This is a genomic window from Roseomonas sp. SRI_022, from assembly GCF_057586215.1.
In genome coordinates, this window is record NZ_JBYCZL010000001.1 from 258,600 (window position 1) to 282,086 (window position 23,487).

The window sequence follows — 23,487 nt, forward strand, 5'->3', positions numbered from 1 at the left end:
GATGCAAGAAGAATTCTTCGTATATGATCCGCGATCGACGCCGAGGTCGCGGTGCGGCGCCTATCCTATCAGAGCGCCCGCCAGCCGATGTCGCGGCGGCAGAAGCCTTCCGGCCAGTCGATCGCGTCCACGGCGGCATAGGCGGCGGCCTGCGCTTCGGCCAGGGTCGCGGCGGCGGCGGTGATGCCCAGCACGCGCCCCCCGGTCGCGACCAGCGCGCCATCCTCCCCGCGCGCCGTGCCGGCGTGGAAGACCTGCACGCCTGGGATCTGCGCGGCGCGTTCCAGGCCGCGGATCTCGGTGCCCTTGGCGTAGGACCCCGGATAGCCGCGCGCGGCCATCACCACGACCAGCGAATGCACCGGTTCCCAGCGCAGGTCGAAGCGCGCGAGCTCGCCATCGCAGGCGGCGAGCAGCGCCGGCAGCAGGTCGGACCGCAGCCGCACCATCAGCGCCTGGCATTCCGGGTCGCCGAAGCGGACGTTGAACTCGATCAGGCGCGGCCCGTCGGCGGTGATCATCAGCCCGACGAACAGCACGCCGCGGAAGGGCGTGCCGCGCCGCGCCATCTCGGCCAGCACGGGGTTGACGATGCGCGCCATCACATCGTCACGCAGCGCATCGGTGAAGACGGGCGGCGGAGAATAGGCGCCCATGCCGCCGGTGTTCGGGCCGGTGTCGCCATCGCCAGCGCGCTTGTGGTCCTGCGCCGCGCCGAGCGGCAGCGCCGTCTTGCCGTCGCACAGCGCGAAGAAGGAGACCTCCTGCCCCACCAGGCATTCCTCGATCAGCACCAGCGCGCCGGAGTCACCATGGATGCGGGATTCCATGATGTCGGCGATGGCGGCCTCGGCTTCCTCGACCGTCGCTGCGACGACGACGCCCTTGCCGGCGGCGAGGCCATCCGCCTTCACCACGATCGGCGCGCCCTGTTCGCGGATATAGGCCTTCGCGGCGGCGGGATCGGTGAAGCGCTGCCACTTCGCGCCGGGGGCGCCGGCGGCATCCGCCACTTCCCGCGTGAAGGCCTTGCTGCCTTCGAGCCGCGCGGCCGCCTGCGATGGCCCGAAGCACTTGATGCCGGCGGCGGCGCAGGCGTCGGCCAGGCCAGCGACCAGCGGCGGCTCCCCGCCGACCACCACGAGATCGACGCCCCTGTCCTTCGCAAACCCGACCAGGCCAGGGATGTCGAGCGAATCGATCGGCACGCATTCCGCGACTTCCGCGATGCCGGCATTGCCCGGCGCGCACCAAAGCGTGTCCAGCAGCGGAGACGCCGCGATCGCCCAGCACAGCGCATGTTCCCGCCCGCCGCCGCCGACCACCAGGACCTTCATCGCGCATACCCCCGCTTTGGATGGGCCGCGCCTTAGCATAGGGTGGGCCCATGGACACCCCGGCCGTTTCGAACATCCCGGATTACAGCGTCTCGGACCTGGCCGGCGCGATCCGCCGCACGCTGGAAGGTGCGTTCGGCCGCGTGCGTGTGCGCGGCGAGATCACCGAGATGAAACGGTATCCTTCCGGCCACATCTACCTGTCGCTGAAGGATGCCGACGCGAAGATCGAGGCGGTGATCTGGAAGTCCGGCGTTCGCAACCTCGGCACCATGCCCGAGAACGGCGTGGAGATGATCGCGACAGGGCGCATCTCCACCTACGCCGACCGGTCGAAATACCAGCTGGTCATCGAGCGCCTGGAATACGCGGGCGAGGGCGCGCTGCTCGCGAAGATCGAGGCACTGCGCAAGCGGCTGTTGGACGAGGGCCTGTTCGACGAGGCCCGCAAGCAGCCGATCCCGCGCCTGCCGTTGGTTGTCGGCGTGGTGACGTCCGAGAAGGGCGCGGTCATCCAGGACATCCGCACCACCATCGCGCGCCGCTTTCCACGCCGCATCCTGCTGTGGCCGGTGGTGGTGCAGGGGCAGGGCGCGGCCGAGCAGATCGCCGCCGCCATTCGCGGATTCGACGCGATCCAACCGGGCGGCCGCGTGCCGCGCCCCGATGTGCTGATCGTCGCGCGCGGCGGCGGCAGCCTTGAAGACCTGATGGCCTTCAACGAGGAGATCGTCATCCGCGCCGCCGCCGCCTGCTCCATTCCGCTGATCAGCGCGGTGGGGCATGAGACGGACACGACGCTGATCGACTATGCCTCCGACCGCCGCGCGCCGACACCGACGGCGGCGGCGGAACTCGCGGTGCCGGCGCGGGCGGAGATGGCAGCGGCACTGGCGCAGACCGGCGCGCGGCTGGCGCAGGCCGCGGCGGGCCTACTGAACGGCGCGCGGCTGCGGCTGTTGCGCGCCGAGCGTGGGTTGCCGGATGTGCCGGCGCGGCTCGCCCAATCGCGTCAGCGGCTGGATGACATCGGCGACCGACTGCCACGCGCGCTGGTGTCGCTGCTGGATCGGCGGCGCCAGGCGCTGTCCGCGCTACGTGTGCCGCATCCGCGGGAGGGCATCCTTGCGCGACGTGCATCGGTCCAGGCGCTGTCGCTGCGGCTGTCCGCCGCCTGGGGCCGGCAGCGCGATGCGCGTGCAACGGCAGGTGCGCTGACGCGGCTGTCGCCGGCCCCGGTGCAGGCGCTGATCCGCCAGCGTCGCGCCGTGCTGGAAGGGCTGTCGGCGCGGCTGGAGAGCGCGTCGTATCAATCCGTCCTCGCGCGCGGCTTTGCGCTGGTGCGCGATGCGGATGGCCATGCCGTCACCGCGGCGAAACGCGTCGCACCGGGGCAGGCGCTGCGGCTGACCTTCGCGGATGGGGAGGTGCGCGCGCAGGCGGAAGGCGCGCCCGCGCGGCGCAAGGGGCAGGCACCGGAACAGGGGTCGTTGTTGTGAGCGTGACGCGTGACCGGGAAGGGGCTTTGCCCCTCCCCGAACCCCACCCCACCAAAGGCCTAAGGGCCTCTGGACACCTTGACCTGGTGCCATGTGCCGGCGGTCCAGGTGGCACTGCCACCTGGCGGGGTGGTTTGGAGGGGCGGCGCCCCTCCACCATCGCGCGTCGCCTTGTCCTTGCCGCCCCGGCACTGCTTCTCGCGCGCCCTGCCGCTGCGTCCGCCCCGCTCCGCACGCTGGACATCCCGGCGACGGGCCTCGCGCAGGGTGGCTTCGTGCTGGGGCGCGTGGCGGACCCTCGCACGCGGCTCGCGCTTGACGGCCGCGCGCTGCGCGTCACCGCCGACGGCGCCTTCGCCTTCGGCTTCGGTCGCGACCAGGGTGCCAGCGCGACGCTTGCGATCGTCCATCCTGACAACCGCCGGGAGGAACGCCGCCTGACGATCGCGCGGCGGCAGTGGCAGGAACAACGCATCAACGGCCTGCCGCCGGAACAGGTCACGCCCGATGAGGCGACGCTGCAGCGCATCCTGCGCGAACGCGAGAAGCTCACCGCGGCGCGCGCCGTGGACAGCGCGCTGACCGGCTTCGCGCAGGGCTTCATCGCGCCCACGCAGGGGCGGATTTCCGGCGTCTATGGCAGCCGGCGCATCCTCAACGGCCAGCCGCGCCAGCCGCATTATGGGCTGGATTTCGCGGTGCCGACGGGCACGCCGCTGAAGGCGGTGGCGGCGGGGCGCGTGACGCTGGCGGATGCCTTCCACTTCTTCGGCAACCTGGTGGTGATCGACCACGGGCATGGGGTGAATTCGCTCTATGCGCATCTGTCGGCGATCGAGGTGCGGGAGGGTCAGACGGTGGCGCAGGGCGATCGCATCGCACTGTCAGGTGCGACGGGGCGCGTGACGGGGCCGCACCTGCATTTCTCCTTTTCCTGGTTCCAGACCTTCCTCGACCCCCGGCCGGTGGTGCTGCCGGGATGAGCACGTCGCTCGCCTGGGATGAACGCTATGCCGGCGGCGACTTCCAGTTCGGGGAGGCACCGAACCTGTTCCTGCTGTCGCAGGCGCATCGCCTGCGGCGCGGCATGCGCGCGCTCGCGGTGGGCGATGGGGAGGGGCGAAACGGGGTGTGGCTGGCCGAACAGGGCCTTGATGCGACCTCGGTCGATTGGTCCGCGGTGGGGCTGGCCAAGGCGGGTGCGCTCGCCGCGCGCCGAGGCGTGCCGGTCACGACGGTGACGGCGGACCTGTCGCGCTGGGACTGGCCGGAAGCGCGCTTCGACCTGATCGCCTGGATCTATGTGCACCTGCCGCCGGAAGATCGCCAGGTGGCCTGCGCAGGCGCGTTGCGGGCGCTCGCCCCCGGCGGGGTGCTGGTGCTGGAATGCTTCACCCCGGCGCAGGAAGGCCGGCGCAGCGGCGGGCCGAAGGAGCCCGCGCTGCTGTGGTCGCGCGCGCTGGTGGAACGGCACTTCGCGGGGCTTGAGGTGCTGGAGTTGGTCGAAGGCGCGGTGCGCCTCGATGAAGGCCCACGTCACCAGGGACTGGCGGAAGTCGCGCGCGCCGTGCTGCGGCGGCCGGCCTAGCCGAAGGGATCGACGCTGACGCCCGGCGCACCGGTGCCGCCGGCGCTGGTCAGGATGAGGTCGCCGCCGATCGTGATGCTGCCAGCCGGTGGTGGCGCCTCGGAAGCACCGCCGCGCAAGGTCAGGTCGCCTCCGCCGATCTGTGGCCCTGGAACGGGCACCCCGCCGGGCGTGCCGTCGTAAACCCGCAGGCTGGACGCGCCGCGCAGCAGCATCGAGGAATCCGCGTTCTCCAGGAGCATTCCCTCGGCCGTGGCGTTGATGGCGATGGTCGTGCTCGGCCCAATCAGGATCTGGTCGGTCGTCGGGTCATAGTCCATCACGATGTCGTCCCCGCCGCCTTCGCGGAAGATGAACAGATCGCCGTCCGCGCCGCCCCACAGCGTGTCGGCGCCGCCCCCGCCATCCAGCGTGTCCGCCCCCGCCTGCCCATACAGCCGGTTCGCCAGCGCATTGCCGTACAGCATGTTGGCCCCGCCATTGCCCGACCCGAACAGCGCCTGCCCGGCCAGCATCAGCACCTCGGTCTGCGCTGTCAGCCAATAGCCATCGGCACCGCTGGCGATGACGGTGTCCGCGCCGCCGCCGACGCCCTCGAAGACACGATCCGCGCGGCTGTCGACCAGATAGGTGTCATCCCCCGCCGCGCCGCGCAGCGTGTCCACGCCGGATCCGCCATCGAGCCGATCGCGGCCCGCGCCGGCGCGCAGGTCGTCGCGCCCGGCGCCACCATCCAGCGTGTCGTTGCCTTGCAGCCCGACCAGCAGATTCGCCGCGGTGTTGCCGATGATGCGCGTCGCCGTCGCCGCGCCGATTCCTTGCGCAGCACCAGCGGCCTCGGTCAGCACCAGCACCTCGACCGCAGCGGGCAGCCGGAAGGACGCGGCGGCAAGCACGGTATCGGCGCCACCGCCTACCAGTTCGACCACCCGGTCATGCTGGTCGGAAACGAGGTAGAGATCATCGCCCGCCCCGCCCGCCAATGCGTCGCGCTCGGTCCCGCCATCAAGCGTGTCCGATCCCGCCCCGCCCCACAACGTGTCGCCCGCGGCGCCACCCGACAGGCTGTCGTTGCCATCCTGCCCGAACAGCCGGTCGCCGCCCGCCATGCCGAACAGCGTGTCGGCATCGGCGCCGCCGATCAGCGTGTCGCCGCCACCACCGCCATAGGCACGATCCCGTCCCGTGCCGCCGCGCACCAGATCGCCCGCATCCACCGGTCCCGACAGTATCGGGTCGAGGCGGAAGATCTCCCCGAGATAGTCCACGACATAGAGCGCGCCATCCGGTCCTTCGTCGATGGAGACGATGTTGTTGATCCTCCCCGCGCTCGGCGTGGTCAGCGGGCTCAGCGCCGTGCGTGTCCAGGTGCCGTCGCCATCGAGATCCTGCAACGCGAAGAGCTTCGCGCTGCCGGAATCGCTGAAGATGTAAGCACCGTGCAGCGCCTCGGACGGGCCGCGATAGACGGTGCCGCCGGTTACCGCGATGCCGTCGCCCGAGGCATGGGTATAGACATGGATCGGGAAGGTCAGCCCGGCGGGCGAGGCATTCGGTGGATCATAAGGCGCATCACCCTCGAACAGGCGCCAGCCGTAGTTCGCGCCGGCGGTGCCGAGGTTGATCTCCTCCTGCGTCGCCTGGCCGACATCGGCGATGAACAACTGGCCGGCGGCGGAATCGAAGCCGTTGCGCCAGGGGTTGCGCAGGCCATAGGCCCAGATCTCATCGAGGCCCGCCGTGCCGACGAAGGGATTGTCGGCAGGGATGGCATAGTTGCGCAGCGGGTCCGCGACGAAGTCGTCGCCATCGACATCGATCCGCAACATCTTGCCGAGCAGGGTGTCGAGATTCTGCGCGTTGTTCGACGGATCGCCGGTGCCGCCGCCATCGCCGACCCCTGCGTACAGCATCCCGTCCGGGCCGAAGGCGAGCCAGCCGCCCTTGTGGTTGCCGAAGGCGGGTTGCGGCATCTCGAGGATGGTGCGCGCGCTGCCTGGTTCCACGACGCCATCGGCGCCGAGCCGGTATTCGCGGATCTCGCTGGTGCCATCCAGTTGCGACAGGAACAGGAAGAAGCGCCCATTCGCGGCGAAATCCGGATGGAAGGCGAGGCCGAGCAAGCCGCGTTCACCGGTCGTCGGCACCTGCCCCGTGAGGTCCAGCACCGGCGTCGCGGCGATCGCGCCGCTCGCCGCGTCCATCGACTTCAACAGGCCGTCGCGTTCGAGGATGAAGATGCGCCCCGACCCGTCCGGTGCGGCAACGGCGGCGACCGGCTTGGCGAGCCCCGCGGCGACCCGCGTGGCGGTGATGGCCGCCGGCGCGCCACCCTGCGCGAAGGCGATGATCAGATCGTCACCCGCACCGCCCATCAGCGTGTCGGCAGCCTGGGACCCGCTGATGTCGGCCATCAACCCACCCTTCCGGCGACGCGATCCTGGCGTGGCACCCCGGCGCCACGGATCATGCGCATGTCAGGGATAGACGGTCCGCCCATGCGAAGCCAGCGCCGTCAGCCCGTGGTCAGCGCCCCGTTGATCGTCGCCGAGACGATCGAGACCACGAGCGACCCCAGCAGCGCCGCGCCGAAACCGGCGACGGTGAAGGCCGGCACCAGCCAGGCGACCAGCGCGAGCATTCCCGCATTCACCACCAGCAGGAACAGCCCGAAGGTCAGGATGGTGATCGGGATGGACAGGAACACCGCGATCGGCCGCACCACGGCGTTGACGACACCTAGCACGATCGCCGCGAGCAGCAGCGTGCCGCCACCCCGCGCGGCAAGCCCGGGCACGATGGACACCGCGACCCAAAGTGCGACGGCCGCGATGGCGGTGCGGACGAGAAAGCCAAGCATTTCCTTCTGATCACTCCAGCATGGTAGAGCACGGTGCCGGCGCTTCCGTGCCGGGCCACGCACTCTGCCCCGGATCGAATGTCCTCTGCCACCATTGCCGGCTGCGGCGCCCTAGTCCTGTGGGCCTTCCTCGCGCTGCTCGCGCGCATGGCCGGCGGCCTGCCGCCACTTCAACTCACCGCGATGGCCTTCGCAGCGGGCGGGCTGATCGCACTCGCCGTCGTTGCCGCGCGCGGGCAGCTCGTCCTGCTGCGCCAGGGGCCGCTTGCCTGGTTGCATGGCGTCGGCGGGCTGTTCGGGTACCACGCGCTGTACTTCGCCGCGCTGGCGCTGGCGCCAGCGGTGGAAGCGAATCTGCTGAACTATCTGTGGCCGCTGCTGATCGTGCTGCTCTCGGCGCCGATCCTGGGCCTGCCACTGGGCGGGCGGCGGATCGCGGGCGTCGCGCTCGGCTTTGCGGGCTGCGTGCTGCTGGTCGGTGCCGGGGCGTCCTTTCCGCCGGGTGCGGCGCCGGGCTTCGCGGCGGCGGTGGGCTGCGCGGTGGTGTGGTCGGTCTATTCCGTCACCTCGAAGCGCATGGCTGCGGTGCCGACCGAGGCGCTGGCCGGCTTCTGCCTGGCCACCGCGCTGCTGTCCGCCGTCGCTCACCTGGCCTTCGAGGCCACGGTGCTGCCCGATGCGCGGCAATGGCTGGCGGTGCTGCTGCTCGGCGCCGGGCCGCTGGGGGCGGCGTTCTTCCTGTGGGATGCGGGGATGAAGCGGGGCGATCCGCGGCTGCTCGGCACGCTGGCCTATGCGGTGCCGGTCGCCTCCACGCTGCTGCTGGTGGTGGCGGGGGAGGGTGTGCTGACCTGGCGTGCCGCGGTGGCGGCGGCGCTGGTGGCCGGCGGCGGGCTGCTCGCTGCGACTGCGCGAGGCTGACGGCTACCGGGGCCGCTTGGCCTGTTCTAGCCTTCGCGGGACGACGGCGCCGCAACGAGCGCCGGACGGGAAGGAAGGCAGGAATGACAGCATCGCGTCGCGGCCTGATGGCCGCTGGCCTCGCCGGGGGCATCGCCGCGCCCGTCGCCCTGCGCGCGCAAGGCGCCTGGCCGGGGGAACGCCCCATCCAGATCATCGTGCCCTTCCCGCCGGGCGGCGGGACGGATGTGAACATCCGCGCCATGGTCCCCTATTTCGAGAAGCACCTGCCGGGCGCGCGCTTCATCGTCGTCAACCGTCCCGGCGCGGGAGGGGAGATCGGCTACACCGCCACGGCCCAGGCGGCACCCGACGGATACACGATCGGCACCGTCATCACGCCGAGCCTGCAGACCATCACCATCGAACGCACGCCGCGCTATGCGCTGACCGACTTCGCCTATCTCGGCACGGTGGTCGAGGATCCTAGCGGCTTCCATGTCGCGCCGAACAATCCGATGCGCACGGTCGCGGACCTCGTGGCGGCGGCGCGCGCCGCACCGGGGACGATCTCGGTTGGCACCGCGGGCATCGGGTCCGACGACCACCTGCTGATGATCGAGTTCGAGAACGCGGCCGGCGTGCGGCTGAACCATGTGCCCTTCGCCGGCCAGGCGCCGACCGTCACCGCGTTGATCGGCGGGCATATCCAGATCGCGTCGATGAACATGGGGGAGAGCGTCGGGCTGATCCGCGAGGGGCGGGTGCGCCCGATCGCCTCGGCCGGCGCGCAGCGTTTCCCGATGACGCCGGATGTGCCGACCTTCGCCGAGGCGGGATACCCGATCGACACGCGCGTGGTGCGGTCCCTGGTGGTGCCGGTGGCGACGCCCATCCCGATCACCGCGCGGCTGGAACTGATGCTGGCCGAGACGATGCGCGACCCCGCCTGGATCGCCGAGGCGGAGCGGCTGTTCATCCCGCTGAAGTTCCGCTCGGCGGAGGATACGCGGCAGATCGTGCTGGGGGAGGATGCGGCGCTGCGCGCGCTGTGGGCGCGGCGCCCCTGGAAGGATGGCTGAGACGTGGCGCGGCTGATCGACCTTTCGACCCCGGTGCGCACCGGGCATTTCCGCTGGGCCGTCGAGCGGCGCTTCGCCAAGACGCATGACACCGGCGCGGGCCAGGCGACCTGGGCCGGCTGGAACGTGCACGCCTTCACCCATATGGACAGCCCACGCCATGTGGACCCGCAGGGGTTCACGACGGATGCCATCACGCTCGACATGACAGTGGGGCCGGGGGCGGTGATCGATGTCTCCGACGTGCCGGCGAACACCGCGATCCCCGGCGAGCATCTCGCGGCCGCAGGGACGCATGTGCGGGCGGGCGACTTCGTGCTGGTGCGCACGCGCTGGGACGAACGCGCGAGCCTCGACACCGAGGCGTTCTGGCGCGAGGCGCCGTGGATGACGGCGGAAGGGTCGATCTGGCTGCGCGAGCGCGGCATCAAGGCAGTCGGCTTCGACTTCCCCCAGGACCATTGCATCCGCAACTTCCTGACCGGCGATCCGCGCCCGCCGCTGCCCGAGCATGTCACGCATTTCCACCTGCTCGCGCGCGGCATCATCATGTTCGAATACCTCTGCAACATGGGCGCGCTGCGCCAGGCGCGGAACCAGGTGATCGGCCTGCCGGTGAAGATCCCGGACAGCGACGGCGCACCCGCCCGCGTCATCGCCATCGAGGACGAGGCATGAGCCGGGGCGCGATCGTTACCGGCGGCGGGTCGGGTATCGGGGAGGGGATCGCGAAGCGCCTCGCCCGCGAGGGCGCATCTGTGCTGGTCGCCGACATCAATGCCGAGGCCGCCGCGCGCGTGGCCGAGGAGATCGCCGTGTTCGGCGGCACCGCCGCACCCTGGCGGACGGATGTGACGGACGAGGCATCCGTCGACGCGGCGGTGGCCGAGGCCGAGCGCCGCTTCGGCCGGCTGCGCATCGCCGTCTGCAATGCCGGCATCACCGACCGCGTGCCGGTGCTGGAGATGTCGCTCGCCGCCTTCGAGCGCGTGCTGCGCGTGAACCTGGTCGGCTGCTTCCTGACCGCACGCGCGGCAGGGCGGGCGATGGCTGTCGCACCTGATACCGGCGGGCGGATCGTGACCATTTCCTCCGTCTCCGGGCAGTTCGGTGGCACCGGGCGAGCGGCCTATGGCGCCAGCAAGGGCGGGATCGAGATGCTGACGCGCGTGCTGGCGGTGGAACTCGCCCCGTATGGCATCCTCGTGAACGGGGTGGCACCCGGGCCGACGCAGGTGGCCCGCACCGCGCATGGGCCGCGCCAGCGCGCCGCCTTCCTCGACCGCATGGCGGTCAAGCGATACGGCACGCCGGAGGATGTCGGCGCTGCCGTCGCCTTCCTGTGCAGCGGCGACAACGCCTTCGTCACCGGGCAGATCCTGAATGTGGATGGCGGCTTCGCGTCGTCCGGGGTGATGTATGATCCGGCGGAGGGCGCCTAGAGCCGTTTCCGTTCGCCCAGGCTCGCGGCAACGTCTCCAGGCTTCTGTATTTGCGAGCATCTTCGCCCGATCAGGTGATTCCACCTGATCGGGATCTGCTCTAGCCTCTCTCGTCGCTGACGATCCGGCCATCGACGAGATGCACGCGGCGCGTCGCGCGTTGCGCCAGTTCGGCATCATGCGTCACCACCAGCACGGCGCGCCCGTCCTCGCGCGCCAGCCGTGCGAAGATGTCGAAGACGGCGGCCGCGTTCTTCGTGTCGAGATTGCCGGTCGGTTCGTCCGCCAGCAGCAGCACCGGGTCGTTCGCCAGCGCGCGCGCCACCGCGACGCGCTGGCGCATGCCGCCCGAAAGCTGTTCCGGCAACTTGTTCGCCGCCGCGCCGAGGCCAAGCGCATCAAGCAGCATATGCGCGCGTTCCTGCGCCGCGGGCAGCTTCAGCGCGCCGCGCCGGCGGATGGGGATCAGCACATTGTCGAGCGCGGTGAATTCCGGCAGCAGGAAATGGAACTGGAACACGAAGCCGAGCCGCGCGAGGCGCATCGCCGCGAGATCGTGGGCGGACAGTGCGGCGGTGTCGCGGCCTTCGAGCAGGACGCGCCCCACGCTCGGCCGGTCCAGCAGCCCGAGCAGGTAGAGCAGCGAGGATTTCCCCGACCCCGACGGCCCGGTGATGGCGACGAATTCACCCCCCTGGACGGTAAGGTCGATGTCGGCCACCAGCGTGACGCCCTCGGGCAGGATCTTGGTCACGTTCTCCGCCACCAGCAGCGGGGTGGGCTCGCTCACGCCGCGCCACGCACGATCTGCACGGGGTCGAGCCGCGCGGCACGGCGCGCCGGGATCACCGCGGCGAGCGCGGCCGAGGCGACCGCGAAGAAGGCGGCGACGGCATAGATCCGCCAGTCGCGGGCGAGCAGGAAGCGGTCGGTGCCGGCCGGTGTCTCGGTGCGGAAGCGCACCTGGGCCAGCCCTTCGATCATCAATTGCCCGATCAGGCAGCCGAGCGCCGCGCCGAGGAAGCCCGCGATCAGCCCCTGCACCAGGAACAGCCGCTGCACGTCGCCCTCGGTGAAGCCGAGCGATTTCAGGATGGCGATGTCGCGCGTCTTCTCGAACACCACGGTCGAGATGATGTTGTAGATGCCGAAGGCGGCGACCAGCAGGATGGCGCCGGTGACGCTGTACATGATGGCGTTCTGGATGACGAATACCGTCAGGATGTTGCGGTTCTGCTCCTCCCAGCTCTCGGTGCGGTCGCCGAAGCGGTCCTCGATCTCGCGCGCCAGCGGTTCGGCCTGGGTCACGTCGGCCAGGCGCAGCAGGATCTGGTTCACCACGTTGGGCCGGTCCTGCAGGACCTGGTTGACCTTCAGCAGCACATAGCCCGCCGACTGGTCGAGCGTGACGAGGCCGGTGTGGAACAGGCCGACCACCTTCATCTGCAGCGAGACGCCGCGCGGCGAGATCGCAACCACGGTGTCGCCGAGTTGCACGCCCAGGCGCAGCGCCAGGCTGTCACCGATGATGATGCCGTTGGCGGTCGAGCGCAGTTCCTCGAGCCGGCCCTGCAGCATGTCCTTTTCGATGTTGGAGACGTGGGCGTAGCGCGCGGGATCGATGCCGGTGACGGTGATGGACACGTCGCGCGAGCCATAGCGCAGCAGCGCCGCGCCGGTGAGGATCGGCGCCGCGGCCGCGCCCGGGATGGATTCGAGGATCGCGAGCTTGTCCCCGGCCGCGCGGATGCCGCGGATGCGATCCACCGGCTTCACGCCGTTGATCGACACGGCCCCGTCCGGCAGCGCCATCTGCGCGGCCTGGGGGGTGGGGCTGCGGGTTTCGTCCTTGATGACGATGTGCGGCTGCACATCGATGACCTGCTGGACGAAGTAGGTCTGGAAGCCGCGCATCATCGAGGCGATGGCGATGAAGAAGGCGACGCCGAGCGCGACGCCGAGCACGCTGACCAGGGTCTGCCGCCGCCGGCGCGAGAGCATGCCCCGCGCGAGGTCGAGGATGAGCCTCATGGCCTGAGGCGCACCACCTGGCCGTCCGCGAGACCGGCCGGCGGATCGAGCACCACGGCTTCGCCCCGTGCCAGCCCGCGCAGGATCTCGACTGCGCGGGGGCCTTGCACGCCGATTTCGACGGGGCGGCGTTCCACGGTTTCGCGGCGGACGACGAAGACGCGGCCGTCGCGCACCGCCGCGGGCGGTACCAGCACGGCATCGTCGGTCTGGCGCAGGACGATGTTGGCTTCCACGGTCATGCCGATCAGCAGCGGCGTGTCGTCCGGCAGGGTCAGCCGCACGCGGTATGCCTTGCGGGTCGCGTCGCCCTTGGGGGTGATCTGGCCGACGGTCGCGGTCAGCACCTGGTTGGGGAAGGCATCGGCACGCAGCAGCACGCGCTGGCCTTCGCGGACCTGGGCGATGTCCTCCTCATCCACCTCGGCCGTGACGCGGAGCGGGCGGGGCTCGCCGATCCAGAACAGGCTGGCGGGGGTGTCCACCACCTCTCCCGGTTCGACATCGCGGCGTAGGACCACGCCGTCCGAGGGGGCCCGGACGATGTAGTCGTCGAGCCGCCGGCGGGCAGCGTCGGCCCCGGCGCGGACCGCGCGGGCCTCCGCCTCCGCCCGGTCGAGGGCCGAGCGGGAGGCGATGTCGCGCGTCACCAGGGTGCGGGTGCGGGCGAGCTCATCATCGGCGAAGCGGGCGCGGGCCTCGGCTTCTTCGACCCGATGGCGGGCTTCCCGGTCGTCGAGCCGGGCCAGAGGCTGGGTCTGGGTGACGCGTTCACCTTCCTGGACCAGCACCTCGGTCACGCGGGCGCGCACGGCCGGGCCGACCCGTGCCCAATGGACGGGTTCGACGCTGCCGGTGGCATAGACGGCGCGCAGCGCCGGGCCGCTGGTCGCCATGGCGATGGCGACGGCCGGCGGCAGGGTCCACCAGAACCATCCGGCGCCGGCGGCGAGGGCAAGCAGGACCAGGAGGATGATTCGGCGGCGCATGGCGCGGCATGGGTAGCACGGGACGCGGGCCTGTGCCGGGTCGCGAAACACACGGTTGCGCGGCGAGCGTCCGGGGGGTAGAGAGCGCCGCCCGGGCCGCGTGGGGACACGCGGCGCTGCGGGGGCCGGCATAGCTCAGTGGTAGAGCAACTGATTCGTAATCAGTAGGTCCGCGGTTCAAATCCGCGTGCCGGCACCAGTACTTACGGGACTTATCCACAGAGCCAGACGATATCGGGGCTTCACGGGGGCTTCACAGCCCGCGAGACATCTCCGGACACATCGGCGCAGAATGGGCCGGGCGAACCCGGCCCCTGCGCGGTCACTGCGGCCGACGCGTGACGGTCACGCCCAGCGCGGTTCGCTGCCGCTGCATGCGCACCCCCCTGCGTGATTGGCATGAGTAGATTCCGACGGTCGCAGCGCGCGTCCATTCGGGCGCAGACATGGTGTCTTCTCCGCTGAACGCAACGCGCGTTCAGCGGGTGCCGCACCGCCGGATTGGAGCCGTCCTTCTATGAACAGCGCCCCTCAGCCGGAAGAGCACATGATCCCAGACGGCGAGGATGCGTTTCAGATGGTCAGCCCGTCGCCGAGGCCTCGCCCCGCACGAGAACGTCCTCGAGCGCCCGACGAGCTCGATCTCAATGTCGGCAAAAGAGTGCGCGAGCAACGCGTGGGTCTAGGGATGTCCCAGAAGTCCTTAGCGGACGCCATTGGGGTATCATTCCAACAGATTCAGAACTACGAGTCAGGTCTAAGCCGAATCGCGGCCGGGCGCCTCTACGACATCTCCCGCGCGATGGGCGTGTCGATCGCCTTCTTCTTCTTCGAAATGGCAACGCCCGAGCACAGCATCAACGGCACTTTGCGCGCCGATCGCGGCGATTTAACCGGCACCGCGCGCGAGAGGCGGGACCTCATTCGAGCCTTTTCGAGGATTAGTCGCCAGGAAACGCGAAGCCAGATTCTCGAGTTCCTCAGGGGCATCCATCCCGCGCATTAGCTAGACCATTGCGGTAGCGGGGCCTTCTTCGCTGCCGGCGCTGCGTGATGTGGAAATGGGGTCAGCGAAAACGCGTCACAACCTGCAATGCGCCGCGGCAGGCAGGGATGCCCTAAGGACGCCGACAGGTGTCAGGGGCCGGTCGGTTCCTATGGGTAGATTCCGACCCTGGCGGAGTGCGGCCGCTACGCGCTCAGGTAATCCTCTAACTCCTCGCCGGAGAGGAAAGCCATGCGCGCTCCCTCGTTCTGGTTGTTCACATCAAGTTCTGCCGTTGCGGCGCTCGCCGCCGGGGTTTTGCTGATTCTGGGCTGAGGCCACAGCCGCGAGCGGCCGCGGGCTCAGCGCGACATCTGTGTCACCGCGTCGCCTCCTTCTCTGCCTCATACTGGGCGACCTCCGCGGCGTGCTGCTGCCGGTGCCACTGCTGCCACGTTGGGGTGGTTAGCGGCGCAGCCCGACCGCCCGAACATCGAACGCCGAGACGGCGACCGGCGCCGGACGCAGCGCGTCGAGGCCGAGGGCGATGGCGGCAACGAGGCATGCCAGCGCGGCGCAGAACGTCAGCGAGCGCATGCTACGGCAGTTGGCGGGCGCGGCGATGGGCGCGTGTGCATGAGCGGTTCTCCCCGGGCGGGATGACCTTGTCGGTCGGCAGGCGCCTTTGCCAGCGGTCGCCGGTGCACTCGTCATATGCACCGCGCGCACGCCCGGGTCGGATGCTACACGCGCGATCACCGTTGCGCCGCGCGTGGCGTCTCGACGAACATCGCGGGCTGACCGGCCGGTGCGGGAGGCGGTGTCGGCCGTGAAGCGCGAGGTGTCGCCAATTTGGCGAGTGCTCGTGTGCTGGTTCACTCCATGCCGCGTCTCCGGATGGATCGCCTCGTAAATCTCCTTCCGGCGACGCGTGAACAGCGCACGCCGTTGCACAATCCCCCCGCGCCTTGCAGATTTCCGTGATGCTCAGGCTCGCCGCCGCAGCCCTCGTGGCCGGAACAGCTAGATCACGCCAACCGCGGCGATGGACTGCCGGACCTGCCCACCAAGCGCGGCGGTGCAACTTCGATTGGCATCGGAGGTTACACCGTCTCCAGCCAAAACGAGGGAGGCAACAATGTCTGATCGCTCAATGACGGGAAAGCCGGTCGCGCTTGACGAGACCCAGCAGCTCATTTCATCCGACAAGGTCGAAGGAACCGCCGTCTACGGTGCTGACCGGGAGCGGATCGGTTCTGTCTACACGCTGATGATCGACAAGATGTCTGGCCAAGTCTCTTACGCGGTGGTGAGCTTCGGTGGGTTCCTCGGCATCGGAGACGACTACTACCCGCTGCCGTGGAGCAGCCTCGACTACGACACCGGACTGGGCGGCTACGTCGTGTCAGTCACGCGCGACCAACTCGACAACGCGCCACACTATCGGGCGGACGAGCGGCCATGGGACCGGCCCGACTATGGGCGAGGCGTGTCTGACTACTATATTGCGCCGCCGCTCTGATGGTGAACGGGGCGCCGGACTTCCGGCGCCCTTCATCGCGGTGTCCCCCTCTCTGCCTCATACTCGGCGACTGCCGCGGCGTGCTGCGGGTACTGGGCCATGGCGGTATGAAACAGGCGTTCGGCCTCCGCCTCTGAAGCATCCTCAATCTGGGCGAGGCGGCCACGGAAGAACGCCCTCACGCGCGAGCCGGGACGCACCTGCTTCACCACCGCGAAGGTGAGTAGGTCGGGGTCTAGGGCCACCTCGTGGAAACCCGTACGGCGCAGGCGGTAATTCCGCCCGGGATGGGCCGCGAACCACGCGGCGTCACCATCGCTCGCCTTCTCCAGACCGTGGATCTGCTCAGCGGACAAAGGATGGCGTTGCAGGTCGCGGTCCTGCAGGGGGCGGATGAAGTCCTCGTTCATCGCGTGGTCACCCGTTCAGCACCATCGTTCGCCGCCTGGTGAACGGCCCGTTGCTGCCGACGATCGCGAGCGCCGCGACCACGTCATCGCCCAGTGTCTGGGCAAAGTCGCCGATCAGTTCCACCGTGCCGGTCGCGGCCACCGTGTCGCCTTCCAGAACGATCGGCGTGTCGCCGACCACCCCAACGGTGCCCTCGCCAGGGAACCCCGCGGCGGCGACCACATCGTCACTGAGCGTGACTTCAAGGTCGCCAGACAGGGGCACGGTGCCGGTAGCGGCGACGTCGTCGTCAGCCAGAGTCGCGGTTAGGTTGCCGATGATCGGGACCGTGCCCGTAGCCGCCACGACATCGTCAGCCAGGGTGGCGGCCAAGTCGCCCTCAATCACCACAGCCGGGCCTTGGGCCAACACCTCGACAAAGGCGAAATACACCAGCGCCGGCACAACGGGCGGACCCGCCAGCACCTCGACATACGCGGCAGACACGCGCGCTGGCGGCGGCGGCCCCTCCGACAGAACCTCGACAAACGCCGCGGGGATGCGGGTCGTGCCACTCATATCAGGTCATGGTTTCGTAGAATGGCTCGGCCGCATCGACACCGGACTTGGTCCACGCGGAGCCGGTGTTCGGGTCAGTCGCGAAGAGCTCCTGTCGGAATGTGTCAACCGACAGCACAGGGCTGACCGTGGTGCCATTGCCCGTCGATCCGCCGCTCACAATTCCGGCCCGGATCGTCCGCGCTCCGCTGTCGGTCTTGGTGTGAGTGTAGTTCACCGCGACCGCGTCGATCGACGCTGGCGTGAAGCTCAGGTCCTCAAGCCCAAACTGATCCCGAAGGCTGGCCGCGGTCGCCTGGTTGTAGTCGCTCGCGCTCAGTGGATTGTCATCCACCGTCGCGTAGTTGTTCGACCCAGTGCTGCGGGTCCAGGCGACGGCAGAATCGGAGGTAACGGAAAGCGAGACAACGCGGCGTTCGCCAAGGCGAGTGCTTCCGACATACAGATCGTCGAAATCCGAGCACCCGTTGTAACTACCGTCGATATAGAGGCGGTTTGCGTACGCGTTGGCCGAGCCCTGCGTATCGACATTGGTGCCGCTTAGAACGGACACACCATCGACGAACAGTTCATAGGAACCCGTTGTGTTGTGGATGGTGGAAACGAGTTCCACATATTTCCACACGCCCAGTCCAGCCGGATCTGACCACAGGATGGCGCTGGTCCCGAGCGTCGTCGTACCCTGCTTGACAATCAGACGCCCCTCATTCGCCCCTTGGAAGACGTTGATCTGCGCTGTACTGCCGTCACGCAAGGAGAACAGGCTGATTGAAGACGCGAAGGATGTCGTTCGATATTTCAGCGCCACGCCGACAACCCGCGACGCGAGGTTCCCGCCTGGGAGGTCGCGCCACATCCCATTCGTTCCATTGAAGGACAGGCGCAGCGCGTTCCCCTGGCTGTTCCGCCCAGTGATCGCGGCGAACGTCCCCGTGATCCCCTGCCAGCCGCGCAGGGCGAGGGACGTGTTCGTGTTCGCCCGATCGAAGCCGTCGATGTATTCGATGGTCATAGTCAGGTCTCCTCCGCTTGAGGAATTCGCGTCGAGGTTGCCGGCGCTCCAGATGCGTCGAACAGTCGATGCCAGGCGACGCCGGAGCGCCAATCCTTGATTGTAGGGTTCGCGTACAAGGGGCCGCCTTTGCCCGCATCCGGAAGGCCAGCGCTGGCGGCGCCCTCATTCATCTGCTGGAACAGCATCACCAGCAGTAGATCGGCAAGGTGCTCGGCCTGCGCCCGTGACACGCCAGCCTCGGCCGCGGCGATCGCTGCATTGATCGGCGCCTCATGCAGCGCGATCAGGGCAGCGAGGGCATATCCACGATGCATGGGCTCTGTGAACGCCAACCCCGGTGCAAGGCCCTTCGCCGCGGCGAGTTCCTCTTCGGTCGGCTCCGGGAACTTCTCGACATAGCCCTTCGCCGCAAGTGCGGCCGTCCAGCCCAAGCGCAACAGAGCAGGTAGATCCACCTTGCCTGTGCTGCTTACCGGAAGGCGCCCCTCGGCCTTCACGGTGGCGACGCGCCTCTCGGTCAGCCCAATCGCGCGGGCGAAGTCGGCAATGGAGGCTTCAGTTGGCAACATGATGATGAACCCCTTGTAATTTTCTTTGGCTAGGGAACTCGGGCGCGAAAGCCGCCCGTATTCGCCAACCCCCGGGAAGGACCCGCGAGGACGACAGCGCGGCCGCGCCAAACGACGCACGGCCGTTGCGCGGGGCCGATGCGGAACGGAGAAGGTTGCTGGTCCGCTCATGCTTCATCCCTCTCCGCATTTGCGTCGGTGCCGTCGATGTGCGTCGCGAGGGATGGATCAGTCTCGATGGCAAACCGTCGCGCCGATGCGCGCGCCTCGGCGGGATCCACACCAAGATCGCAGGCCACCGCCGTGGCGACGCGCTCCATGAACGCGACCCGATCGCTGGCCGCCTTGTTCACTAGCTTGGTGGTCCTACAATTCGACTCTTCCACCTCGTGAACCATGCGGGCCAAGAGCGCCGCCTTGTCCTGAAACCGATCGATCTGCGCGCCGGAGTCCCAGCCAAGCGGACAGATGCTCAGTTCCAACGGACGCCACTTGGGAACGTGAATGACCCCGTCCCGTTGCAACGCTTCCAGCGGGGAGACGGTAAATGACAAGCCCTGCAGCGCCCCCGCCTCGATCGCCAACCAGATCTGCTTCGCGAGGTCAGTTGCAGCCAGACGGACAATCACACGCAACATGCCAAGCTCGTCGATCCAGCCACACTCGGTGACGCCGACGACGGCTTCGGACTCCATGCGGTGGTCGAGCAGCACGGGCACACCGCTCAATAGTTCCTGCGCGCATCCGTCGATCGCTGGGAGGTAGGACAGTCCGGCCGGGGTTGTCATGGGCGCTCCAGATAGCGCGACCCCGCTGAAGAGCATGTCTGCCGGCGCGACGCTGCAGATTCTTCCCGGCAGCGTTCTCCAGGCGGAGAGGTCCAAGGGGGCCTTCATGTCAGGTGCTCCGCAGCCGCCGGCCAAAAGCTGGCGTGATTGCTCCCGGGCGGTCCCTTCTCCGGCGGCAGCTTCACGAACGCCGACACGCCGTACATGGCCTCCACTTGCCCGGGCCATAGTTCGTCGGCCGGCGGCCGCGGAAGCTTTCCGGCTTCGTGACCGGCCTTCACAGCCTTATCGATGGCCTTCATCGCGGCATCGCGCGCGCGGGCAGCACGGACTTCGAGAACAAACCCCTCGCGCATCTCTGCCGCCAACTGGGGATAGCGCGAGCGAAACCAGGCCTTGAACGCTTCCCCCAGTTCCTGCGCTTCCTCGATGGCTGCCACCGACTCATCGAAGATCTTCTGTCGCGCCATGTCGTCGATCCGCCGGCGGAGCACCGGGATCATGGCCTCCAGCCGATCGGCTTCGCTGCGCGCGTCAGTCAATTCCTTCTCGGTTCGCGCGAGCAGTTCGGGGTTGGCATCGAGCAACCGCTCGCCGCGCTCGCGGCTGAGATCGGCGAGGCGAGCGCGGGCGCCATCGAGTTGCGCCTCCGCGTCGTTCAGCGACACTTCGAATGCTTCCTGCGTGTTCTCCTTCGGACGCAGTCCGAGGATCTTGCTGATGAGGGACATGGGATCAGTTCCTTTCGGATGGGTGGACGTGAATGGACGCAGCGCGGCGGGCGTGCCGGGCTGTGGGAGCGAGGGACGACGGAGGGCGACGCGCCCCTGCCGTTGAGTGCGCCACTGGCCGAGGGTGCGCATGACGCCACTGGGAGGGTGCGCCACTAGGGTTTTTCCCTAGGGCGCCCCAGTGGCGCGGCGCACCCAATCTGCGCCGCTGCGCCACTGGAAGTGCGCCACTGGGATTAGTGGCGCGGGGCATCGGGAACCGCCTCCTCATGCCATCCGGTGAATGGGTTGCCTTGCGCCCAAAGCCGCTTGCGGTTCTTCCGGTCTGAGGGGTCGCGCCAGAGTCGGAGGCTGACTTCTCCGGCGGCGAGGAGTTGCTTCAGCACATCGGCGCATGCGGCCCGGGGGACGCCTGCCTGTTCGATAGCGATACGCGCCGCGGCCTGAGCAGTAGGGCTGGTGGAGCAGGGTTCGCCGTGAAGGCCTTGGCGCAGCGCGCGAAGGGCTCTGGTCATCATCTCCGGGGAGATCGAAACCGTGGGCGGTGTCCAGGGGGCGAGGTGGTGGGCGGGATCGCCGTTGCCCAACTCGCGCTCCTCGGCGACGAACCAAGCGTGTGGACGCTTGCGAGCGTACTGAGCCTTCCCGGTTTCGACCTTCACGAAGAGGTCGGTCATGTCCTCGGTGATGCCGAACTGCTTCGCTTCGTCGGCCGTCATTGTGCGCATGGACCAGAGGGAGCGAATGGCGCCGCCGATCGCGCCGGCGCCGCGGAGACGTTGAAGGGCGGTCCCCTCACCAGCCTTCGTCTCGTGATGCAGCAGCAGGAAGACGCAATCGACCTCGGTACCGATGTTGCGCAGGGCGCGCAGCACCGGGCGCATGAGGGTGTTCGATCCTTCCTCGGCGGTGTGCAACTCGATCAGCGGATCCAGCACGACGAGGTCAGGCCGGAAGGCCTCGATAGTGTCGCGAAGGCGGGCAGCGCCTTCCGTTTCGATCAGCCGGCCATCGGGCTGGACCAGGAAGAGAGGCACGCAATCGGAGACGTCCATCACCGCAAGGTTGGTGTTGATGAGATCTCGTTGCGCTGGTCGGTCCGCGATCGACGCTGCGATGGCGTGACCGCGGCGCCGCAGCTCTGCGATCTCGTCCTCGATGCCGCCGAACAGGACGCGGCAAGGTGCCTCTGGATTCACGAGACCGCCGTAGGGTAGGCCAGCCGCGAGCGCGACGCTGACGCCAAGGGCCAACGTGGTCTTGTTCACGCCTGGCGGACCGGCCAGACATGCGAGGCGCGGCCGCGGGAATGCACCGACGCCACCGACCCAGCGACGGACCGGGATGGCACGCTCTGTCGGCAGCAAGAGGGGCTGAAGGTCGAGCGGCTGCCTCTTCCTCGCCGCCGCACAAGGGGTGTCTTTCGCTGGCGGAGGCACTTTCGTGAGGCGTACGCCAGCGTCGCGGAGGCGGACTTCCGGGTCCGGCATGCCATCCATCAGGCCGCGCACCTCCGGGCGAGATCGTTGAAGTCGCCGCATGGCGCGGTGAGGATTTGAGCGTCGCGCCCAGCATCCGCCCAACGGTCTGCGACATGGCGTGCCGCGGATTGGCCCGCCTCGTCCGCGTCGGCGAACACTGTCAGACACTCGATGCCCGGCAGGACGGGGAAGCGTTCAATCGCCCCGGCTGAGGTAGCCGCCCATACGGGGGACCAGCCGAAGCCCTGCATGACGCTGAGCGAAGTTTCGATACCCTCGGCCAGGCCGAGGCCCATCGTCACCTCCGCATCGGGCGCGAGCCGGATCACGCCGACATTGCCGAGCATCATCTTCGCATTGCCGTCAGCCTTGCCGCTGCCATCGGCGCGGAGAAAGGTGCGATGCACGCCGCAGGGCTCGCCGGTGGCGGGGTCGGTCATCAGCGCGACCATGGCGGGCAGTCGATCCGACCCACGTGGGCAGGCAGGATGGAACCGCAGCACCGGAGCATCGGGAACGGTCAGGCCGCGCGAAGCCAGATAGGCGTCCACGATGGTGCCGGAAGGTGGCGCTGCCTCGCGCCAAACGTTCCGGGCGGTGTCGAGCGTGTGGGATGCCTCTGCGTTGGCTTGGCGAGTCCGTACAGCGGGTTTCGGTTCCAACTGGTGCTCGACTGCGTTGGAGCCGCCGAGCCACTCCAGTGCCCATCGGTAGGCCTCACGCATCGGAACGCCGAGAACGTGCGCGACCATCCCGAGTGCATCGCCGCCCTGGCCGGCTTCGTGGTCGTACCAGGACCCCCGCTTCCAGCCGGACACCGCCACAGCAAGACTGCCCTTGGCGCGGAAGCGGATCTCGCTGCCGGTGCGGCTGGTGGGGTGCGCGCCAACCAGTTCCCGAGCCAGCGCTTCGACATTGCCGGCGAGTTGCTCGGTGATGTCGGAAGGGGAAGGGGCGCTCACTGCAGCACCACCCCGGCCGGCGCGCCCTGGATCGGGTGCGGAAGGCCATCGCGCGGCTTGATGATCAGGCTGGGGCGGTTCGGGGCGTACCGATCGCGGTTCCCCAACCAGCTCGGCAAGGAGGCCGTCCCGCATTCGATGACGAGGATCCGGCGCATCACTGTCGCGGCGCAGAGGACTTCCTCAGCGTGCGCAGCTTCGCCCGCGGCAGCGTGAAGCAGGATCGCGGCCGCCCACCGGAAGACGCGCCAGGCACCAGGGAAATCCTCCGGCCCAACGGCGCGATCCACCGTGTCGGCACACAGCAGGAGGACCATCGGCCGCTGCCGCACATCGTGGTCAAGCGCGGCGGAAGGGACGCGCTGCCCCGGCTGCACAGCGACAAGAGTGATCTCGCCCTGCATGGCGCCGCGCAGCAGCCCGGCTGTCCAGGGCTCGCCCACCTGGCCTGCGCGCGCGGCCATGCTGCCGATCGCCGCGCGAGAGGTTACGCGGATCATGCGCGCGCCCTCCGGCGGGCGTTGCGGCGCTTCGCCTGTCGCGGCTGGGCGGAGACGAGGATGGAGCGCAGTGAGACGATCGCCATGGCTTCGATCGCCTCGGCGGCTCCGAGATCGCGGCGCTGGCGCAGTTCGGCTGCCTCAGCGAGTAACGCTCTGAGACGGGATGCTTCTGTCATCGTGTGCCTTTCGAGAAAGGCCGCACGGCAGGCTGGAAATCGGTGTCCGGTTCCGCTA

26 protein-coding genes and 1 tRNA gene are annotated in these 23,487 nt (G+C 68.9%); 10 read left to right on the forward strand and 17 right to left on the reverse strand.

Annotation, left to right across the window (positions count from 1 at the left end; translation table 11 throughout):
- Window positions 1-68: 68 nt before the first annotated feature.
- A complete protein-coding gene (gene purD / locus AC2YHJ_RS01190) occupies window positions 69-1,337 on the reverse strand; it encodes a phosphoribosylamine--glycine ligase (protein ID WP_487393470.1) in 1,269 nt (422 codons plus the stop codon).
- Window positions 1,338-1,387: 50 nt separating this feature from the next.
- Here purD and xseA point away from each other — a divergent pair, with 50 nt between their 5' ends.
- The 3 genes from xseA (at window position 1,388) to AC2YHJ_RS01205 (ending at window position 4,424) form a co-directional block, all read left to right on the forward strand.
- Window positions 1,388-2,836, forward strand: a complete 1,449-nt coding sequence (gene xseA / locus AC2YHJ_RS01195) for an exodeoxyribonuclease VII large subunit (RefSeq protein ID WP_487393471.1) — start codon at window positions 1,388-1,390, stop codon at window positions 2,834-2,836.
- A 134-nt stretch (window positions 2,837-2,970) separates the two neighbouring features.
- Entirely contained in the window at window positions 2,971-3,819 is an 849-nt protein-coding gene (locus AC2YHJ_RS01200) for a M23 family metallopeptidase (protein WP_487393472.1), read from the forward strand.
- Window positions 3,816-4,424: a class I SAM-dependent methyltransferase gene (locus tag AC2YHJ_RS01205; protein ID WP_487393473.1), complete on the forward strand. Its 609-nt coding sequence runs from the start codon at window positions 3,816-3,818 to the stop codon at window positions 4,422-4,424. The genes AC2YHJ_RS01200 and AC2YHJ_RS01205 overlap by 4 nt, the downstream gene beginning before the upstream one ends.
- On the opposite strand, the gene AC2YHJ_RS01210 is transcribed toward AC2YHJ_RS01205, so the two are convergent.
- On the reverse strand, window positions 4,421-6,838 hold the full coding sequence (locus tag AC2YHJ_RS01210; RefSeq protein WP_487393474.1) for a PQQ-dependent sugar dehydrogenase: 2,418 nt from the start codon (window positions 6,836-6,838) through the stop codon (window positions 4,421-4,423). The two genes, AC2YHJ_RS01205 and AC2YHJ_RS01210, sit on opposite strands and share 4 nt — an antisense overlap.
- A 101-nt stretch (window positions 6,839-6,939) precedes the next feature.
- Entirely contained in the window at window positions 6,940-7,284 is a 345-nt protein-coding gene (locus AC2YHJ_RS01215; RefSeq protein WP_487393475.1) for a phage holin family protein, read from the reverse strand.
- 78 nt (window positions 7,285-7,362) lie between these two features.
- On the opposite strand from AC2YHJ_RS01215, the gene yddG reads away from it, so the two are divergent.
- From yddG to AC2YHJ_RS01235, 4 genes are all read left to right on the forward strand, one after another.
- Window positions 7,363-8,205: an aromatic amino acid exporter YddG gene (yddG, locus tag AC2YHJ_RS01220; protein ID WP_487393476.1), complete on the forward strand. Its 843-nt coding sequence runs from the start codon at window positions 7,363-7,365 to the stop codon at window positions 8,203-8,205.
- Window positions 8,206-8,288: 83 nt separating this feature from the next.
- Window positions 8,289-9,266: a tripartite tricarboxylate transporter substrate binding protein gene (locus AC2YHJ_RS01225; RefSeq protein ID WP_487393477.1), complete on the forward strand. Its 978-nt coding sequence runs from the start codon at window positions 8,289-8,291 to the stop codon at window positions 9,264-9,266.
- 3 nt (window positions 9,267-9,269) lie between these two features.
- Window positions 9,270-9,944, forward strand: coding sequence for a cyclase family protein (locus AC2YHJ_RS01230; RefSeq protein ID WP_487393478.1), 675 nt, complete (start codon window positions 9,270-9,272; stop codon window positions 9,942-9,944).
- Complete coding sequence (locus AC2YHJ_RS01235) at window positions 9,941-10,708, forward strand: SDR family NAD(P)-dependent oxidoreductase (protein WP_487393479.1); 768 nt, start codon at window positions 9,941-9,943, stop codon at window positions 10,706-10,708. Before AC2YHJ_RS01230 ends, AC2YHJ_RS01235 begins: the two co-directional genes overlap by 4 nt.
- A 100-nt stretch (window positions 10,709-10,808) precedes the next feature.
- Here the strand turns inward: AC2YHJ_RS01235 and AC2YHJ_RS01240 are convergent, their stop codons facing one another.
- From AC2YHJ_RS01240 to AC2YHJ_RS01250, 3 genes are read right to left on the reverse strand one after another with little or no spacing between them, the layout of a single operon-like run.
- Window positions 10,809-11,498 (reverse strand): ABC transporter ATP-binding protein, encoded by a 690-nt coding sequence (locus AC2YHJ_RS01240; protein WP_487393480.1) that lies wholly within the window; start codon window positions 11,496-11,498, stop codon window positions 10,809-10,811.
- The gene (locus AC2YHJ_RS01245) at window positions 11,495-12,739 is read right to left on the reverse strand and encodes an ABC transporter permease (RefSeq protein ID WP_487393481.1); all 1,245 of its coding nucleotides are present in this window, start codon (window positions 12,737-12,739) and stop codon (window positions 11,495-11,497) included. The genes AC2YHJ_RS01240 and AC2YHJ_RS01245 overlap by 4 nt, the downstream gene beginning before the upstream one ends.
- Window positions 12,736-13,728: an efflux RND transporter periplasmic adaptor subunit gene (locus tag AC2YHJ_RS01250; RefSeq protein ID WP_487393482.1), complete on the reverse strand. Its 993-nt coding sequence runs from the start codon at window positions 13,726-13,728 to the stop codon at window positions 12,736-12,738. The genes AC2YHJ_RS01245 and AC2YHJ_RS01250 overlap by 4 nt, the downstream gene beginning before the upstream one ends.
- A 124-nt stretch (window positions 13,729-13,852) precedes the next feature.
- Here AC2YHJ_RS01250 and AC2YHJ_RS01255 point away from each other — a divergent pair.
- Together AC2YHJ_RS01255 and AC2YHJ_RS01260 are read left to right on the forward strand one after the other, a co-directional pair.
- A tRNA-Thr gene (locus tag AC2YHJ_RS01255) sits at window positions 13,853-13,927 on the forward strand.
- A 348-nt stretch (window positions 13,928-14,275) separates the two neighbouring features.
- Window positions 14,276-14,734, forward strand: a complete 459-nt coding sequence (locus tag AC2YHJ_RS01260) for a helix-turn-helix domain-containing protein (RefSeq protein ID WP_487393483.1) — start codon at window positions 14,276-14,278, stop codon at window positions 14,732-14,734.
- 444 nt (window positions 14,735-15,178) lie between these two features.
- Here the strand turns inward: AC2YHJ_RS01260 and AC2YHJ_RS01265 are convergent, their stop codons facing one another.
- A complete protein-coding gene (locus tag AC2YHJ_RS01265; protein WP_487393484.1) occupies window positions 15,179-15,310 on the reverse strand; it encodes a hypothetical protein in 132 nt (43 codons plus the stop codon).
- A 541-nt stretch (window positions 15,311-15,851) separates the two neighbouring features.
- Between AC2YHJ_RS01265 and AC2YHJ_RS01270 the strand changes: the two genes are divergently transcribed.
- Window positions 15,852-16,235, forward strand: a complete 384-nt coding sequence (locus AC2YHJ_RS01270; protein WP_487393485.1) for a PRC-barrel domain-containing protein — start codon at window positions 15,852-15,854, stop codon at window positions 16,233-16,235.
- A 32-nt stretch (window positions 16,236-16,267) separates the two neighbouring features.
- Here the strand turns inward: AC2YHJ_RS01270 and AC2YHJ_RS01275 are convergent, their stop codons facing one another.
- From AC2YHJ_RS01275 to AC2YHJ_RS01320, 10 genes are all read right to left on the reverse strand, one after another.
- Window positions 16,268-16,645: a hypothetical protein gene (locus tag AC2YHJ_RS01275; protein WP_487393486.1), complete on the reverse strand. Its 378-nt coding sequence runs from the start codon at window positions 16,643-16,645 to the stop codon at window positions 16,268-16,270.
- Window positions 16,646-16,652: 7 nt separating this feature from the next.
- Complete coding sequence (locus tag AC2YHJ_RS01280; RefSeq protein WP_487393487.1) at window positions 16,653-17,204, reverse strand: hypothetical protein; 552 nt, start codon at window positions 17,202-17,204, stop codon at window positions 16,653-16,655.
- A 1-nt stretch (window position 17,205) separates the two neighbouring features.
- Entirely contained in the window at window positions 17,206-18,216 is a 1,011-nt protein-coding gene (locus AC2YHJ_RS01285) for a hypothetical protein (RefSeq protein WP_487393488.1), read from the reverse strand.
- Window positions 18,217-18,218: 2 nt separating this feature from the next.
- Window positions 18,219-18,959, reverse strand: coding sequence for a hypothetical protein (locus AC2YHJ_RS01290; RefSeq protein ID WP_487393489.1), 741 nt, complete (start codon window positions 18,957-18,959; stop codon window positions 18,219-18,221).
- A complete protein-coding gene (locus AC2YHJ_RS01295; protein WP_487393490.1) occupies window positions 18,956-19,576 on the reverse strand; it encodes an HK97 family phage prohead protease in 621 nt (206 codons plus the stop codon). Before AC2YHJ_RS01295 ends, AC2YHJ_RS01290 begins: the two co-directional genes overlap by 4 nt.
- 104 nt (window positions 19,577-19,680) lie before the next feature.
- On the reverse strand, window positions 19,681-20,307 hold the full coding sequence (locus tag AC2YHJ_RS01300; protein ID WP_487393491.1) for a hypothetical protein: 627 nt from the start codon (window positions 20,305-20,307) through the stop codon (window positions 19,681-19,683).
- A gap of 236 nt (window positions 20,308-20,543) precedes the next feature.
- Window positions 20,544-21,848, reverse strand: a complete 1,305-nt coding sequence (locus tag AC2YHJ_RS01305) for an AAA family ATPase (RefSeq protein WP_487393492.1) — start codon at window positions 21,846-21,848, stop codon at window positions 20,544-20,546.
- A complete protein-coding gene (locus AC2YHJ_RS01310) occupies window positions 21,806-22,750 on the reverse strand; it encodes a DUF7146 domain-containing protein (RefSeq protein WP_487393493.1) in 945 nt (314 codons plus the stop codon). Before AC2YHJ_RS01310 ends, AC2YHJ_RS01305 begins: the two co-directional genes overlap by 43 nt.
- On the reverse strand, window positions 22,747-23,250 hold the full coding sequence (locus AC2YHJ_RS01315) for a hypothetical protein (RefSeq protein ID WP_487393494.1): 504 nt from the start codon (window positions 23,248-23,250) through the stop codon (window positions 22,747-22,749). The genes AC2YHJ_RS01310 and AC2YHJ_RS01315 overlap by 4 nt, the downstream gene beginning before the upstream one ends.
- Entirely contained in the window at window positions 23,247-23,429 is a 183-nt protein-coding gene (locus tag AC2YHJ_RS01320) for a hypothetical protein (RefSeq protein WP_487393495.1), read from the reverse strand. The genes AC2YHJ_RS01315 and AC2YHJ_RS01320 overlap by 4 nt, the downstream gene beginning before the upstream one ends.
- Window positions 23,430-23,487: the final 58 nt, after the last annotated feature.